13 protein-coding genes and 2 pseudogenes are annotated in these 15,468 nt (G+C 61.1%); 12 read left to right on the forward strand and 3 right to left on the reverse strand.

All coding sequences use genetic code 11. The annotated features are described in order from the left end of the window. The first annotated feature begins 36 nt into the window (after positions 1-36). Genes ACEW8Q_RS14060 through ACEW8Q_RS14070 form a run of 3 tightly spaced genes read left to right on the forward strand, consistent with a single transcriptional unit; the run spans position 37 to position 5,013 of the window. Positions 37-1,365, forward strand: coding sequence for an efflux RND transporter periplasmic adaptor subunit (locus tag ACEW8Q_RS14060; RefSeq protein ID WP_373504682.1), 1,329 nt, complete (start codon positions 37-39; stop codon positions 1,363-1,365). Continuing rightward, complete coding sequence (locus ACEW8Q_RS14065) at positions 1,362-4,526, forward strand: efflux RND transporter permease subunit (protein WP_373504683.1); 3,165 nt, start codon at positions 1,362-1,364, stop codon at positions 4,524-4,526. Before ACEW8Q_RS14060 ends, ACEW8Q_RS14065 begins: the two co-directional genes overlap by 4 nt. Before the next feature lie 10 nt (positions 4,527-4,536). Next, positions 4,537-5,013: a DUF411 domain-containing protein gene (locus ACEW8Q_RS14070; protein ID WP_373504684.1), complete on the forward strand. Its 477-nt coding sequence runs from the start codon at positions 4,537-4,539 to the stop codon at positions 5,011-5,013. A gap of 26 nt (positions 5,014-5,039) precedes the next feature. On the opposite strand, the gene ACEW8Q_RS14075 is transcribed toward ACEW8Q_RS14070, so the two are convergent. Continuing rightward, positions 5,040-5,459: a helix-turn-helix domain-containing protein gene (locus tag ACEW8Q_RS14075; protein WP_373504715.1), complete on the reverse strand. Its 420-nt coding sequence runs from the start codon at positions 5,457-5,459 to the stop codon at positions 5,040-5,042. A gap of 106 nt (positions 5,460-5,565) precedes the next feature. On the opposite strand from ACEW8Q_RS14075, the gene ACEW8Q_RS14080 reads away from it, so the two are divergent. From ACEW8Q_RS14080 to ACEW8Q_RS14105, 6 genes are all read left to right on the forward strand, one after another. Further along, positions 5,566-6,213, forward strand: coding sequence for a DsbA family protein (locus ACEW8Q_RS14080; RefSeq protein ID WP_373504685.1), 648 nt, complete (start codon positions 5,566-5,568; stop codon positions 6,211-6,213). Between the two features lie 28 nt (positions 6,214-6,241). Further along, a complete protein-coding gene (locus tag ACEW8Q_RS14085) occupies positions 6,242-6,898 on the forward strand; it encodes a L,D-transpeptidase (RefSeq protein WP_373504686.1) in 657 nt (218 codons plus the stop codon). A 9-nt stretch (positions 6,899-6,907) separates the two neighbouring features. Next, a complete protein-coding gene (locus ACEW8Q_RS14090; protein WP_373504687.1) occupies positions 6,908-9,088 on the forward strand; it encodes a heavy metal translocating P-type ATPase in 2,181 nt (726 codons plus the stop codon). 20 nt (positions 9,089-9,108) lie between these two features. Beyond that, positions 9,109-9,612: a copper chaperone PCu(A)C gene (locus tag ACEW8Q_RS14095; protein ID WP_373504688.1), complete on the forward strand. Its 504-nt coding sequence runs from the start codon at positions 9,109-9,111 to the stop codon at positions 9,610-9,612. A 155-nt stretch (positions 9,613-9,767) separates the two neighbouring features. Continuing rightward, positions 9,768-10,199 carry an SCO family protein gene (locus tag ACEW8Q_RS14100; RefSeq protein ID WP_373504716.1) on the forward strand — a complete coding sequence of 144 codons (432 nt, stop codon included), beginning with the start codon at positions 9,768-9,770 and terminating at the stop codon, positions 10,197-10,199. 4 nt (positions 10,200-10,203) lie between these two features. Beyond that, positions 10,204-10,665, forward strand: a complete 462-nt coding sequence (locus tag ACEW8Q_RS14105) for a DUF411 domain-containing protein (protein ID WP_373504689.1) — start codon at positions 10,204-10,206, stop codon at positions 10,663-10,665. Here ACEW8Q_RS14105 and ACEW8Q_RS14110 read toward each other — a convergent pair. After that, a pseudogene (locus tag ACEW8Q_RS14110) lies at positions 10,662-11,225 on the reverse strand (chromate transporter). The gene ACEW8Q_RS14105 and the pseudogene ACEW8Q_RS14110 overlap by 4 nt on opposite strands. Further along, positions 11,222-11,449: pseudogene (locus ACEW8Q_RS14115) on the reverse strand (chromate resistance protein ChrB domain-containing protein); the annotation flags it as partial. The pseudogenes ACEW8Q_RS14115 and ACEW8Q_RS14110, both read right to left, overlap by 4 nt. Positions 11,450-11,608: 159 nt before the next feature. Here ACEW8Q_RS14115 and ACEW8Q_RS14120 point away from each other — a divergent pair. From ACEW8Q_RS14120 to ACEW8Q_RS14130, 3 genes are all read left to right on the forward strand, one after another. Beyond that, a complete protein-coding gene (locus tag ACEW8Q_RS14120; RefSeq protein WP_373504717.1) occupies positions 11,609-12,343 on the forward strand; it encodes a response regulator in 735 nt (244 codons plus the stop codon). A gap of 10 nt (positions 12,344-12,353) precedes the next feature. Next, positions 12,354-13,712 carry an ATP-binding protein gene (locus ACEW8Q_RS14125; RefSeq protein WP_373504690.1) on the forward strand — a complete coding sequence of 453 codons (1,359 nt, stop codon included), beginning with the start codon at positions 12,354-12,356 and terminating at the stop codon, positions 13,710-13,712. 80 nt (positions 13,713-13,792) lie between these two features. Continuing rightward, a complete protein-coding gene (locus ACEW8Q_RS14130; protein WP_373504691.1) occupies positions 13,793-15,460 on the forward strand; it encodes an efflux RND transporter periplasmic adaptor subunit in 1,668 nt (555 codons plus the stop codon). Positions 15,461-15,468: the final 8 nt, after the last annotated feature.

Genomic DNA, 15,468 nt, shown 5'->3' on the forward strand with positions numbered 1-15,468 from the left:
TCGGCTGCAGCGGGAGCCGGGGTGTGGGCTGGCCAGATGGGCCTTGTGAAGATCCCATCGGAAATCTCTGGTGCTGTTTGGACTGTCGGACATCCTCAGCCAGCCCGCGAAGTTATCTACTACCGTGATCCGACCGGAAAGCCGAACTACTCACTGACACCCAAGAGCACTGTTGATGGTCAACCATACGGACCAGTCTATGCTAGCGAGGAAAAGGGTTTCGGGTCAGGAGACAACGAGGTCGTTGCTGCCCCAGAGCCTAAAATGGATCGGAAGATCAAGTTCTACCGCAATCCGATGGGCTTGCCTGATACATCCCCCGTCCCCAAGAAAGACTCGATGGGAATGGACTACATCGTCGTCTATGAGGACGAGGACCAGAGCGACCCTTCCATTGTCAAGGTAAGCATCGAAAAGGTGCAGCGCGCTGGCGTCAGGACCGAGTCTGTCGCGCGACGGATATTATTGGAACCAATCCATGCACCGGGCTCGATCCAGCTCGATGAGCGCCGCGAACGTTCCCTCACGCTGCGAGCCGAAGCATTTATCGAGAAAGTTTATGCCGGTGCAACAGGCCAGCATGTGAAGGCTGGTGAGCCGCTGTTTCGCTTCTACAGCCCGCAAATTGTCCAGGCGTTGGTCGACTACCGGCTTGCGGTGGCCGGCGGCCAAAAGCAGGCAGGCGCGCGCAAGCTCCTCAATCTCGGCATTCCGGAAGAGTTCATTGCTGCCATTCCGGCAAAAGGCGACATTCCATTCTCGATGGACTGGCCTTCACCCGTCGATGGCGTGCTGATGAGCAAGACGGTTGTTGCCGGGGCTCGCGCCATGCCGGGAGATGAACTCTATAGGCTGGCAGATGTCTCCACAGTATGGGTGATTGCCGATGTGTCCGAGGCAGACGTTGGCCGGGTCAAAATCGGCGACCCCGCGCAAGTCACCCTGCGGTCCTATCCGGGCGACATCTTCCGCGGAAAAGTCGCCTTCATTCTCCCTGAGCTGAAGGCCGAGACCCGCACAGCGCAAATCAGGATCGAGTTGCCCAATCCGGAGCACAAACTGCTGCATCGCATGTATGCAGATGTTGAGATCGATGCCGGACAATCCGCAAAGGTACTGGCAATACCGGCATCAGCGATCATCGACAGCGGCAGCCGGCAGGTGGCCATTGTCCAGGTAGGCGAAGGCCAGTTCAAGCCGACGGAAGTTCGCGTTGGGCGTCGAGGATCCGAGTATGTGGAAATTCTCGAAGGACTGAAGGAAGGGGAGCAGGTCGTCACGCGGGCCAATTTCCTGATCGACGCCGAAAGTAATCTGCAGGCTGCGCTGACCGGGCTTTCGGCTCCGGAAGGAGCCGCGCCGTGATTAGCAAAATCATTGAGTGGTCGGCCCGCAACATGGTGCTGGTGATCATTGGCACGCTGTTTTTGGCGCTTGCAGGCGCCTATGCAGTCAGGACCACGCCGCTCGATGCCATCCCTGACCTCTCGGATACGCAGGTCATTGTCTATACCGAGTTTGCGGGCCAGGCACCGCAGGTTGTCGAGGACCAGGTTACCTATCCGCTCACCACATCGCTTTTGAGCGTACCGAAGTCCAAGGTGGTACGTGGCTTCTCGTTCTTCGGCGTGTCCTTTATCTACATCATCTTCGCGGACGGTACGGACCCTTACTGGGCGCGCTCGCGGGTGCTCGAATACCTGAACGCCGCAGCCAGACAATTACCGCAGGGTGTCACCCCATCGCTGGGCCCAGACGCCACGGGGGTCGGCTGGGTCTACCAATATGCCCTGACGGGCAAAGGCCGCGATCTGGGCGAGCTCCGCACTACGCAAGACTGGCAGCTGCGCTATGCTCTGGCCAAGGCCGAGGGTGTGGCCGAGGTGGCAAGCGTTGGCGGCTTCGTCAAGCAATACAGTGTGGTCGTCGATCCCCGCCAGATGCAGAGCTTTGGCATCTCATTGAACGATGTGCGCAATGCCATCCGTGCCAGCAATATGGATACCGGCGGCCGCACGGTCGAGATTTCCGAGACGGAATATGCCGTGCGCGGACGTGGCCTGTTCCGCAATGTAAAGGACATTGAGACGATCGTCCTAAAGGCAGAGGGTGGCACGCCGGTCCTGCTGCGCGACGTGGCCCGCGTCGAGTTCGCGCCCGACGAGCGGCGCGGCATCACCGAGTTGAATGGCGAAGGTGAAGCCGTTGGCGGCATCGCCATCCAGCGTTATGGTGAGAATGCCCTGTCAGTGATCGACAACGTCAAGGCCCGGCTTGAAGACGTAAGGGCCAGTTTGCCAGAGGGCACCGAAGTGCAAACGGTTTATGACCGCTCCGATCTCATCCATCGTGCCATTGAGACGCTGAAGAGCACGCTGCTGGAGGAAAGCCTCATTGTTGCCGCCGTCTGCGTGATCTTCCTGCTGCACGTCAGGAGCGCACTGGTGGCGATCCTCATGCTGCCTGTTGGTATCCTGATTGCCTTCGCGCTGATGCGCATGCTTGGGCTATCATCCAACATCATGAGCCTTGGTGGTATCGCAATAGCCATTGGCGCCATGGTGGATGCGGCAATCGTCATGATTGAGAATGCTCACAAACACTTGGAGCGGGCAAAGCCGGATACACCACGCATCGACATCATTGTCGCAGCAGCGAAGGAAGTCGGACCGGCGCTCTTCTTCGGGCTTTTGGTCATCACCGTGTCGTTCTTGCCGATTTTTGCTCTGGAAGCGCAGGAGGGTCGCTTATTCAAGCCCCTGGCCTACACCAAGTCTTTCGCCATGGCGGCAGCGGCGGTACTGTCGATCACGCTAGTACCCGCGCTGATGTATCTGTTCATCCGAGGGCGCATTGTTGCCGAGCACAGAAATCCACTCAATCGATTTTTGATCTGGCTCTATCGCCCGGTGATCAAGGGCGTGCTGAAGGCAAAGATCTTTACGGTTGTGGTAGCCATTGGGGTTCTGGCTGGGAGCTATTGGCCTGCCATGCAACTCGGCTCCGAGTTCATGCCCAACCTTGACGAGGGTACGTTGCTTTATATGCCAACGACCTTACCGGGACTTTCCGTTACCAAAGCGGCCGAACTGTTGCAAACCCAGAACAAGATCATCAAGACCTTCCCGGAAGTAGCATCGGTCTTCGGCAAAGCGGGACGAGCCAACAGCGCGACCGACCCCGCCCCAACCGAGATGATCGAGACAGTCGTCAATTTGAAGCCCAGATCAGAATGGCGTCCAGGCATGACCGCCGATTCGCTGATTGCCGAGATGGATAAGTCTCTGCAGTTTCCCGGCGTGTCGAATGCCTGGACGATGCCGATCAAGGCGAGAATCGACATGCTCTCCACCGGCATTCGAACGCCCGTTGGCATCAAGGTGTTTGGTCCCGACTTGAACGAGATCGAGAGACTTGGCCGCGAGATTGAGAAGGCCCTGCGCGCCCTACCGGAAACCTCGAGCGCCTTCTCCGAGCGGGTGATTGGCGGATACTATCTCGAGATCACGCCCGATCGCGAACGGCTGGCCCGCTACGGAATGATGGTCCAGGACGTGCAGGACACCATCGCCATGGCACTGGGTGCGGAGTCGATCACCACTGCCGTCGAGGGACGTGAACGCTATGCTGTCAACCTGCGGCTGCCGCGGGACCTGCGCTCTGATCCCCAGTCGATTGCGCGCAATGTGCGGGTCAGCGGGTCCAATGGCGTGTCGGTGCCGCTGGGTGAGGTCGCCGACATCAAGCTCACCACGGGGCCGTCGACCATCCGCACCGAGAACGCCCAGCTTGCCGCCTATATCTTTGTCGATACCCGCGACAGCGACATTGGCGGATATGTCGCCAAAGCTCAGCGCGCTGTCTCGGAGAACGTCAAGTTCCCGCAAGGCTATTTCATTACATGGAGTGGCCAGTTCGAATACCTGCAGCGGGCCAAGGAGCGACTGCAGATCGTCGTGCCGGTTACATTGCTCATTATCTTCCTGCTGCTTTACCTGAACTTCCGCAAACTGACTGAGACACTCATCGTTATGTTGTCACTGCCTTTCTCGGTCGTCGGCGGCTTGTGGCTGATGTGGTGGATGGGATTCAATATGTCGGTCGCCGTAGTAGTCGGCTTCATCGCCCTCGCCGGTGTTGCGGCTGAAACTGGGGTTGTCATGTTGATCTATTTGCAGAACGCTTTGGCAGAGTGGCGGCACCGTGCGGATGCCCAAGGCCGAATATTCACCAAAGCAGACTTGCATGGAGCAGTTATGGAAGGAGCGGTTGACCGCGTGCGCCCCAAGATCATGACGGTCGCTGCTATCATGGCGGGGTTGCTGCCTATTCTGTGGAGCAGCGGAACTGGCTCCGAAGTCATGCAGCGCATCGCCGTACCGATGATCGGCGGCATGGTGTCATCGACTGTCCTGACCTTAGTCGTCATTCCCGCCATCTTCGCGCTTGTCGAGGGCGCAAGAATGCGAATGAGAAAGAAGCGCGAACTCGATCCGTCACATCTTGGACCTGCAACCCAGACTTAGGAGGATAACTATGAAAAACTTCGGCATGAACCGCCGTACTTCAATCTGCAGTCTCATTGCCATCGCGGCGGGCGGTCTGTTTCCAACAGTGGGACGCGCCGCGGGAGACGCCTTGCCTCCCGTCAGGGCGTATCGCAATCCCGGTTGTGGCTGCTGTGAGAAATGGGCTGGCCTGATGAAGGAGGCAGGATTCGCAATCACAATGGAGGACGACAACGATCTGGCTGGCCGAAAGGAGAAACTCGGCGTTCCGGCCGAACTTTCAGGATGCCATACGGCTCTGATCGCCGGGTATGTCATCGAAGGTCATGTGCCGCCGAAGGACATTCTGCGGCTACTGGCCGAGAAGCCAGACGCCCTTGGTCTTGCTGTGCCTGGAATGCCAGTGGGTTCACCAGGAATGGAAGCTGCGGAAGAAGCAGACGCTTACGACGTAATCCAGTTTGCTCGGAATGGATCGCAACGAGTCTTCGCCCGATACACGTAATGCCACAGTTGTAAATCGGGAGGTGTTCAGTGCTCGCCGCCGCAACGCTTGTGGTCGCTGAGCACCTCGATGACTCGGCAATGGCTCACACGGCCATGGCCGCACTCTTCGACCATGCGTTTCAATTCTTTGCGAAGAGCCTGAAGTTTCTTCAGTCGTAACTCGACTTGTTCGAGATGCGAACGGGCGATGATGTCGGCGGCGGAGCAACTCGTGTCCGGATTGTCCGACAAATGCAGCAATTCCCGGATTTCTTCAATGCCGAAGCCGAGTTCGCGGGCGTGACGGATGAACTTGAGGCGACGCGCGTCCTCCGGACCATAGAGCCGGTGGCCACCCTCGGAGCGTGCAAAAGGCCGGATCAGACCGATCTCCTCGTAATAGCGGATGGTTTGAACCTTTGTGGCCGCGATCACGGCGAGTTTACCGATAGCCATGCCAGCCATGGAATTTCCTCTTGAATCTCCAGTGGCTGGAGATTGTATCAAAGAATCAGCGACGCTCAAAGGGCGGCGGCTAGACAACGCCGTCATATGACAGGAACGGAATACCATGAATCGAAGGCAATCCATTATTGCGCTGGGAGCAGCAGGTCTGATGGGGGCCAGTTTCGCCAGCCAACGCTCCTTTGCGGAGGAGGAAGCCGCCGAGGTCGCCAAGCGTCTGCTGGACGCTGCGTCCCCACTTGGAGATCGCTCGCTCGGCAAAGCTGACGCTCCCGTTGTGATGATTGAGTATGCCTCGGCGACGTGCCCGCATTGCGCCGAGTTCCACGAAATGGTTCTGCCGCAAATCAAGTCCGAGTACATCGAGACCGGAAAGGTCCGCTTCATCTTTCGGGAATTCCCGCTGGATCAACTGGCGCTTGGCGCCTTTATGCTTACCCGATGCATCTCCGAGGACAAGTATTTCGCGACACTCGATCTCATGTTCCAGAAGCAGAAAACATGGGCGCAGGCCAAGAACCCAGCCGACGAACTGTTCAAGGTCATGCAGTTGCCAGGCATGGACCAAGCGGGGTTTGAAGCTTGCGTGAAGCGTGAGGAACTTGCCAAGGCCATCGTTGAATCGTCAAAGAAAGCTGCAAAGGACTTCGCCATCAAGGGAACGCCAGCGATCTTCATCAATGGCCAGTTCATAGATGCACACGAGGACATGGCGTCGGTCAAGATCGCCTTGGACAAGGCCATTGGCCAGTAGAGCGCCAACGAAACCAACAATTCGGAATTTGAAGATGAAGCGAAGAGAATTATTGACCGGCGCGCTGGCCGCAATTGCCACGGCATCATTGGGCGTTTCGGAAGCAGTGGCGGAGAAGTTCCCGATTTTCCGCGCCGAGATTCAGAAGGTTCCGCCCAAATATCGCAAGCGGACCGTGCGATTTCTGAGTGACTACCCGGTGGGCACCATCGTTGTCGATACGCGCAACAAGTTCCTGTATCTCGTTCAACCAGGTGGCAGGGCAATCCGCTATGGCATCGGCGTCGGGCGGCAAGGCTTCTCGTGGTCGGGCGCTGCTGTGATCAAGCGCAAGGCCAAGTGGCCGACATGGACACCGCCTGCTGCCATGGTGGCGCGCGATGAGTTCGCAGCCCAGTGGGCGAACGGCATGCCCGGCGGCCCGAAAAACCCGCTCGGCGCAAGAGCACTTTATCTGTATCAGGGCAATGTCGATACACTATATCGCATCCATGGAACGTTTGTCCCGTCGTCCATAGGCAAGGCAGTTTCGTCAGGATGCATTCGCATGATCAATGCCGATGTCGCGGACCTTTATGAACGCGTTCCGGTGGGAACGGAGGTCGTCGTCCTGCAAGGCCGATCGCCGTTCGTAGCTGAAGATATGCCGCCTGCGAAGCGCAAGCGGAAGTTCCTGTTTGAATAGGATCGACATATGACAACGACGGCCCGCTTCCGCGTGCAGGGCATGGATTGCCCCTCCTGCGTCAGCAAGATCGAGACGGCCGTCAAGCGTATCGCGGGCGTCGAGACCGCCAAGGTCGGCCTGCAATCGGAGACCCTCACGGTCGAAATGGCCGATGCGGCCAGGAGCGAGGCTGTGGAGAAGGCTGTGACCTCACTGGGCTACAAGGTCGCCCGGCAGGCCACCGCCGTTGCACCGCCGCAATCCGCGAACGCCGTTGCCCACTCAGGCCATGACCACTCCGGGAATGCTCACGACGAGCCCAGTTCCGAAGCCGGGCATTCCGATCACGGCGAGGCCATCGATGGCCCGTGGTGGCGGTCCTCCAAGGGCGTGTTGGTCATCATCACTGGCGCCATGACTGCTCTGGCCTATCTCGATCACTACATCCTTCCCTATGGCTCGAAATATGCCTTCCTCGCCGCCGCACTAGTTGGCACTGCCCCGGTCGCCAGGCGCGCCTTCATGGCGCTGCGCAACGGGTCGCTGTTCACCATCGAGATGCTGATGACCATCGCCGTCATAGGCGCCATTGCCATCGGCGCCACGGAGGAGGCAGCGATCGTCGTGTTCCTGTTTGCAGTGGGCGAGTTGCTCGAAGGGGTCGCGGCGGGCCGGGCGCGCTCCGGCATTCGTGCACTGGCGAAAATCGCGCCGCAGACCGCCATGGTGGAAACGCCGTCCGGCCTCGTCGAAACGCCCGTGGCGCAACTCGCCCTCGGCAGCATCGTCGTGGTGCGGCCGGGCGACCGCGTGCCGGCAGACGGCGTCATCGTTTCGGGCAATTCCGCGCTGGACGAATCCGCTCTTACCGGCGAGTCCATGCCGCGGTCCCGCGGCGAGGGCGACATGGTGCTGGCCGGCTCCATCAATGCCGAATCCGTACTGCGCGTGCGGGTGGACAAGCCGGCGGGCGACACGCTGATCGCTCGCGTCGTCCGCCTCGTGGAGGAGGCGGCGGACGCCAAGGCACCCTCCGAACGCTTCATAGAACGCTTTGCCCGCTGGTACATGCCGATGATCTGTGTTCTGGCGCTGGCCGTGGCGCTCGTTCCGCCGCTCCTCTGGCATGCGCCTTGGGACGTGTGGATCTATCCCGCGCTGACGCTGCTGCTGATCGCCTGTCCGTGCGCGCTGGTGATCTCGACACCTGCCTCCATAGCGTCGGCGCTTGCGGCTGGCGCGCGGCGCGGACTCCTCGTCAAGGGTGGCGGCGTACTGGAGGCCATCGGCAAGGTGAAGCACATCGCCTTCGACAAGACCGGCACGCTGACGGCGGGCAAGCCCGTGGTCACCGACGTTGTTGCGCTGGGCGGGACTCAGGACGGTGACGTGCTGCGTATTGCTGCCGCCGTCGAGTCCCATTCATCGCACCCGCTGGCGGTGGCCATCGTGGCGGCCGCGAAGGAGAAGAACATCGCCTTCACGGCGGTCGACTCCGAAGTCCTTCCCGGCAAGGGTCTGAAGGGTGAGGTCGATGGCCGGACCATCACCATCGGCGCGCGCGGCAGGCTCAACGTCACGCGCAAGGATGTGCTCGCGCGGGCGTCCGAACTCGAAGCCGAGGGAAAGAGCGTCTCCGTGCTGCTTGCGGGCGATCAGCCCATCGGACTGATCGCACTCCGCGACGAGCTGCGCGAGGACGCCATCGCCGGTGTGCGCGCGGTGAAGGCGCTGGGTCTGATCCCGATCATGCTGACAGGCGACAACCGCGCCAATGCGGAAGCCGTGGGCAGGATCCTCGGCATGGAGGTCAGGGCGGAGCTTCTGCCGGAAGACAAGCTCGCCGTCATCCGCGAGAAGAGTGCGGCAGGCGGCATCGCCAAGGTTGGCGACGGCGTCAACGACGCACCGGCACTTGCCGCCGCCACGGTGGGGATCGCCATGGGATCGGGCACTGACGTTGCACTCGAGGCTGCAGATGCCGCCGTCCTGAACAATCGCATCTCCGATGTCGCGGGCCTCGTGCGGCTGTCGCGCCAGACCACGGCCGTCATTCGTCAGAACGTGGCGGTTTCACTTGGCTTCAAGGTGTTGTTCCTCGTCACCACGATCGTCGGCCTCACCGGCCTGTGGATCGCCATTCTCGCTGACACCGGTGCCACGGTGCTCGTCACTCTGAATGCGCTACGCCTGCTTCGTTGGCGCTGATGACCACCAAGGAAGCAATCATGAGTTTGGCCTTGCTGCGCGCTGCCGCAATCACTGCCTTCGCTCTTCTTGCGGGTACAGGCAACGTCCTGACAGCAGAGACGGGCGGTCCGTGGAAGCTTGGAGATATCGTGGTCGAGCAGGCCTGGGCCCGGTTGGCTCCGGGCGGAGCACGAACGGGTGCCGTCTATCTCACCGTTCACAACAAGTCCGGCCAGGACGATCTGTTGCTCGCTGTCGACAGCCCCGTTGCAAAATCGACCGCAGTTCAGGTGACCATCGTTGAAAACGATGTTGCCAGGATGGAGCCGCTGCCCGCAGGGGTGAACCTCCCGAGCCACGGGGAAGTGGTGATGCGCCCGGGCGGCATGCACATCATGATGACGGGTGTATCCGCGGACATGAAGGTTGGCAGCCTGCTGCCGGTCAAGATGGTGTTCCGGGACGCAGGCTCGCTGGACTTCGAGGTTCCGGTGGTTCCGCTGGGTGCCTTTGATCCCGCCGAACAGCACCTGAAGCACTGAGTATGGTTCGCCGGTTCTGGATACATGGAGTAGCTGCCGTACTGGCGTTGTGCGCCGGTGTCGCCATTGTTGTTTATCTCGAGACCGGGCGGATGGAAGGCCCCGCCATTGAGATCGGGGGAGCCTTTACAATGATGGATTAGGACGGGCAAGTCATCACTCAGCAGGACCTCGATCAGACGGCGGTTGCGCTGTTCGCAGGGTTCACGCACTGCCCTGACGTTTGTCCGACGACATTGCTGCGGCTGTCGAACCTCCTGGAACAGCTTGGCGGCGATGCGGACAAGGTTCGCGTCGTCCTCGTTTCGGTCGATCCCGAGCGTGACACGCCACAAGTCCTCAAGTCCTACCTGGAGGCTTTCGAAGGTGACTTCACCGGCATGACCGGCACGCCCGAACAGCTGAAGGCCTTCGCAAAGGCGTACAGGCTCTTCTACGAGAAATCCGGCACCGGCAGTGATTATACCATGAACCACACGGCGGGCGTCTTTCTCTTCAAGAAGGGAGGAGCCTTCCAGGGCACGCTCGACCAGCATGAGCCGGATGATACGGCCTTGCGCAAATTGAAGATGTTAACAGGAGCCTGACCCCATGATCCTCTCGCGCAGAACAACTCTTCTGTTACCGCTCCTTCTGTTTATGAACCGTACCGCGGAAGCCGGGGCACGGCGCCTCGAGGTAATGTCCACCAATGGATGCGGTTGCTGCGTTGCCTGGGTCAAGCATCTGGAAGCGGAGGGCTACACGGCGACCGTGACCAACCTGCCGATGGCAGACCTGGTCCTTAAGAAGATGGCGGCCGGATTGAGGCCTGAACTCTATTCCTGCCATACGGCCATGATCGACGGTTATGTCATCGAGGGTCATGTGCCAGTCCGTGACATCAACCAACTCCTGCGCGACCGTCCCGATGCAATTGGTCTCACCGTGCCGGGCATGCCAACGGGATCTCCCGGCATGGGTGAGCCAGACCCCTCTAACCCCTATGAGGTGCTGCTGGTGCGTCGCGACGGAACGACGGATGTGTTCTCTCGTCAACCTCAGGCAGGCTAGCGTTTCGAGCTGCTGTTGTCTGCTTGAACTACTCGCTGGCGGTGCCGTCGGGGGCAGGCTGCAGCGGCGATGATGATGATCGGGAACGGCACGGTGAAGCAGTAGAGCGCTGTAAACGCGAGTGCGGCAATCCACCAGTCAACTCGCTTCTTGAGAGCGCGTTTTGCGACGCACAGCAGTGCTTCAATGACGATCGCGAGGATGGCTGCCTTGATGCCGTGGAAGATGGCGTCTACGACCGGAGGCCTCCCAAAGGCGGCACAGAGCATAGACAAGACAAGTACGACGAGCGCGCCTGGCAGGACGAACAGCAGGCCCGCCGCCAGACCGCCTTCCACGCCGTGCAATCGCCAGCCGGAGTAGGTGACGAGCTGCATTGCCTCCGGACCGGGGAGCAGCATGCAGAAGTTGAGAGCAGACAGCTATTCATTCTCCGTGAGCCATTGACGTTCATCGACGAACTCGCGGTGCATGAGCGCGATTTGCCCCGCCGGTCCACCGAACGACAGGCAGCCAATCCGTGCCCAGACCTTCACGGAATCACGGAAAGATGCTGTCACGACTTCACCTTGCTGGTGGGCCAGTTATGGGTCTCGTCCGTGGCGTCACGGCACCAGCGGTAGAAGGCATCGTAGATCAGCATTCCGGCCTCGAGCTGGGGCAGGTCCTCGCTGAACATGCGCGACAAGCCCATTGAGGCGGCAAGAAGCCCTGGTGCCTCAGGAGATAGGTCGAGCCGGGCCGTGTCCGCCGCCCGCACGATAGTTGCCAGTTTCAGCAGGGGATACCTGCGCCGGTTCGGGCGGTTGGCGTTGTTCAGTAATGGGCGCTGCCAGGGTCGGCCAACAGCTTCGTAGCCGGGCGCATTGATTCCGCTTGGATTGGAAGGTAGCGGTGGGTGTGCTATCGCTCGGCCGACAGCATGCGCCGCGATGTAACAGCAATGTCTTTGGATCCAGCCGAACTATTTCAGGCCCGACCGACCATTCTTTTGGTCGATGACGACGTTCAGATTCTGGAACTCGTGGCCAGATTTCTGCGGTCCAGCGATTTTACCGTCCGCACTGCGCGGGACGGTCGGGAAATGAATGCTTCCCTGGCCGACAGCCCGGTCGATCTGATCGTGCTCGATCTGATGCTCCCCGGTACCAGTGGATTGGTTCTCTGCCGCGAACTGCGGAAGACGTCGCCTGTCCCGGTGATCATGCTCACCGCCAAGGGGGACGACGTTGACCGGATTACCGGCCTCGAGGTTGGCGCCGACGACTATCTCGCCAAGCCTTTCAATCCGCGCGAACTCCTCGCGCGGGTGAAGGCGGTTCTCCGGCGGACGGCGGCAAGTCTCACCCAATCCCGGACGCGCCACAGGGGCTTCGGCTTCGCCGGGTGGAAGCTCGACTTCCTGAAACGCGAGCTGACCCGGTCGGACGGTGTCGTTGTCGATCTGTCGGTGGGAGAGTTCGATCTTCTCGTGACCTTCCTTGATGCGCCCCAGAGGGTGCTCAGCCGCGAATATCTTCTGGACACCGCGCGCAACCGGACGCTCGAACCCTTCGACCGGGCAATCGACGTTCAGGTGAGCCGGTTGCGCCGGAAAATCGAAGACGGCGGGGAATTGATCAAGACAGTGCGGGGTGCCGGCTATATCTTTGCGCCCAATGTCGAGCGGTTCGGCTAGAGGGGTCCACATGCTGAAACGGGGATTGGACCTGACATTGAACTGGCTGGACAGTCTGGCCGTTCGGACCATGCTGGTGGTGCTGCTCGGCATCGGGTCCATGCACGTCGCCAGTCTCTGGACCTATCAGCGCGCCCTGATCGCGGAGGCAGAGTTCGCCAACGAGGCCCGGCTTGCAGACCGGCTGCTTGCCATCAAGCGCTCCGTCCTCCGCGCAGCTCCCGGCGCCCGCGAGGCGGTCGCCCACGACATGTCGGGAGGCGCCATCGAGGCGCACTGGAGCAGGGACGCGCTGGCGGTGGAGGGTGGCTCTGGCGCCAGCAGTTGGCAAAGCCTGGGTGAGCAGTTGCTGGCCCTCGCTCCGGAACTCGGCGAGAACGGGCTGGTGATTGGCGCCAGCGGCCAAGCTGTAAATGATCCGCACCTCGCTGTGATATCGATGCGCCTGCCGGATCAGACCTGGGTCAACGTGAGTCTCCTGTCTTGGGCGCCGCAACCGTCGAGCGTACATGGAACACTCCTCTCCACCAGTCTCATGGCGGCAGGGGCACTGGTGATTGCGCTCTTGCTGGTCAGAGCGCAGACGAGACCGCTCTCGACCTTCGTCAAGGCGGCGGAACGCATTGCCCATGTGCCTGCTGTTGAACCTGTCTCCGAAACGGGCCCGAGAGAGGTTCGTGCTCTCGCCACGGCCTTCAACGACATGCAGCGGCGCATCAAACGGCTGATTGACGACAGAACGCATGCGCTTGCGGCAGTTTCGCATGATCTCAAGACCCCGATCACGCGGCTGCGGTTTCGCACCGAGGAAATGGACGACACGGCGCTCCGTGCGGCCGTTGCCGCAGATCTCGACGAGATGGAGCGCATGATCGACCAGACGCTTTCATACTTGAGGGAAGAGCGTGGGGAAGAGGAGGTAAAGCCCGTCGACCTGGTTGCGATCCTCGAGACGGTCACCGACGATGTCGCCGATTCCGGCAGGGAAGCAAGGCTCGAGGGCAGTCCCGCTGCGGTGGTGTGGGGCCGGCGCCTCGCGCTCAAGCGGGCCTTTGCCAATCTCATCGGCAATGCCGTCAAGTACGGTCTCAGGGCTCAGACCCGGGTGGAAGACGCGGCCGACCATGTGCGAGTCACGATTACGGACGAGGGTCCGGGGATCGCTACCGAGGACCGGCTACGGGCGCTCCAGCCGTTCGTCCGGCTCGAGCCATCCCGCAACAGCGAAACGGGCGGATTCGGGCTGGGCCTCACAATCGCAGATTTGGTCATCCGCGGGCACGGCGGCCAGCTTGAACTGACAAACGGCAGCGAAGGAGGTCTGGTCGTGACGGTTCTCCTACCCAAGCGCCAGCCGGCTGCCGTCTGATACACTCTGTTACAGAGCTGAAATAATTCCAGGCACTGTCTCCGCTATAGGGGTCCCGGAAATCTTCCCGGAAGGACCAGATGCACGGATTACTGAAGCTTGCTGTGGCCGTTCTCGGTTTTCAGATCGCCGGCATATTGGCGGCGGCTGCCCACGAGGGGCACGACCACGGCGCGCCACCGCCCCCTGTCTCGACCACGGTCGCCCCCCGCATGGAAGCGTCCTCCGGCGACTTCGAACTCGTCGCGATTGCCGGGTCCAGTGACGTCGTCATTTACCTGGACGGTTTCCGCACCAACGAGCCGGTGAACGCAGCCGAGATCGATGTGGATACCTCGGGGGAGACCCTCAAGGCCACGGCTACGGGAGACGGGATTTATGTGGTGAAGCCGAAGTGGGCCGGCTCTCCTGGTGGCCACGATCTTGCCTTCACCATACAGGCCAACGGCCTGATCGACGTGCTGACCGGAACGCTCTCCATTCCCCCGCCGCCGGCACCTCCCCCGGAACCGGAGCAGATTCTCAGTGGCTTTGTGCCGCCCGGCGTCGTTGCGGCCGCGCGCGAGCGCATTGCCAAAGCCGATCTGGCGCTGTGGACGATCGCCGGCGGATCATTCCTCCTGGGGCTTATCGTTGCCCTGTTCTTCCGCCGAAGGGGCCCCGCCGTGGCAGCCATTGCTGCAGGCGTCCTGCTGATGAGTGACCCGGCCGAGGCCGCGTCCTCGCCTCAGCCAGGCCAGGCCTCTATCGCGGTGCGCGATATGGCGCAGCGCCTGGCCGACGGCACGATCTTCGTTCCCAAGCCGACCCAGCGGGTTCTCGCGATCCGTACGCTCTTTACCGAGGAACAGGACCATCCGGGAACTGTGGAGCTCCCCGCCCGCGTGATTCCCGACCCGAATGCGTCCGGCTTCGTTCAGTCCTCCCAGGGCGGCCGGCTGACACCGCCAAAGGGCGGCTTCCCGCGGCTCGGCGCCAAGGTCGAGGTCGGCCAGGTGCTGGCCGAAGTGATGCCCGTCATCGGTGCGGCCGATCTCAACAGCCAGGAGGCACAACTCCGCGAGGTCGAGCAGGAGATTTCGCTGATTGAGTCGAAGCTCAAGCGTTACCGCAAGCTCAAGGAAGTGGTGTCCGTCTCTGCCGTGGAGGATGCCGAACTCGAACTTGAAGGGCTGCGGGCGCGGAAAATGGTCCTCGCATCCGCCACCGCCGAGCCCGAGAAGCTCGTGGCCCCGGTTTCCGGCGTCATCGCCTCGGTGAATGCGGTCGCGGGTCAGATCGCGGAGCCGAGTGCGGTGATCTTCCAGATCATCGATCCCACCCGTTACTGGGTGGAAGCGCTGAGCTATCAGGCGCTCCCGATCGCAGGCGAGGGAGAAGGCCGGCTTGCGGACGGGCAGGTCCTGAAGGTGAGCTACCGGGGGACGGGGCTTGCCGATCGCAACCAGGCTGTTCCGATACAGTTCGAAGTCGAGGGCGATGCGGAGATGCTGAGGGCGGGCCAGCTGCTGACTGTCCTCGCGCATACCCAGTCCGATCGGAAGGGCATTGCCGTTCCGCGCACCGCAGTGATCCGGGGCGCAAATGGCCAGCCCATCGTCTACGATCACATCAGCGCCGAGAACTTCCGCCCCCGCGAAGTCCGAATCGAGCCGCTCGACGGCGATCGCGTTCTGATTGTGTCGGGCGTTGGTCCGGGCAGCCGCATCGTGTCGCAGGGTGCCGAACTCCTGAACCAGATTCGCTGAGCCGCAGC

The sequence above is a fragment of the Aestuariivirga sp. genome, assembly GCF_041738905.1.
In the GTDB taxonomy this organism is placed as follows: Bacteria; Pseudomonadota; Alphaproteobacteria; order Rhizobiales; family Aestuariivirgaceae; genus Aestuariivirga.

Excerpts from the sequence above, each read along its gene's own strand:
- ACEW8Q_RS14095 (WP_373504688.1), top strand. The coding sequence starts at position 9,109 with ATGAGTTTGGCCTTGCTGCGCGCTGCCGCAATCACTGCCTTCGCTCTT.
- ACEW8Q_RS14120 (WP_373504717.1), top strand. The coding sequence starts at position 11,609 with ATGTCTTTGGATCCAGCCGAACTATTTCAGGCCCGACCGACCATTCTT.
- ACEW8Q_RS14060 (WP_373504682.1), top strand. The coding sequence starts at position 37 with ATGGGCCTTGTGAAGATCCCATCGGAAATCTCTGGTGCTGTTTGGACT.
- ACEW8Q_RS14080 (WP_373504685.1), top strand. The coding sequence starts at position 5,566 with ATGAATCGAAGGCAATCCATTATTGCGCTGGGAGCAGCAGGTCTGATG.
- ACEW8Q_RS14130 (WP_373504691.1), top strand. The coding sequence starts at position 13,793 with ATGCACGGATTACTGAAGCTTGCTGTGGCCGTTCTCGGTTTTCAGATC.
- ACEW8Q_RS14105 (WP_373504689.1), top strand. The coding sequence starts at position 10,204 with ATGATCCTCTCGCGCAGAACAACTCTTCTGTTACCGCTCCTTCTGTTT.
- ACEW8Q_RS14125 (WP_373504690.1), top strand. The coding sequence starts at position 12,354 with ATGCTGAAACGGGGATTGGACCTGACATTGAACTGGCTGGACAGTCTG.
- ACEW8Q_RS14090 (WP_373504687.1), top strand. The coding sequence starts at position 6,908 with ATGACAACGACGGCCCGCTTCCGCGTGCAGGGCATGGATTGCCCCTCC.
- ACEW8Q_RS14070 (WP_373504684.1), top strand. The coding sequence starts at position 4,537 with ATGAAAAACTTCGGCATGAACCGCCGTACTTCAATCTGCAGTCTCATT.
- ACEW8Q_RS14075 (WP_373504715.1), bottom strand. The coding sequence starts at position 5,459 with ATGGCTGGCATGGCTATCGGTAAACTCGCCGTGATCGCGGCCACAAAG.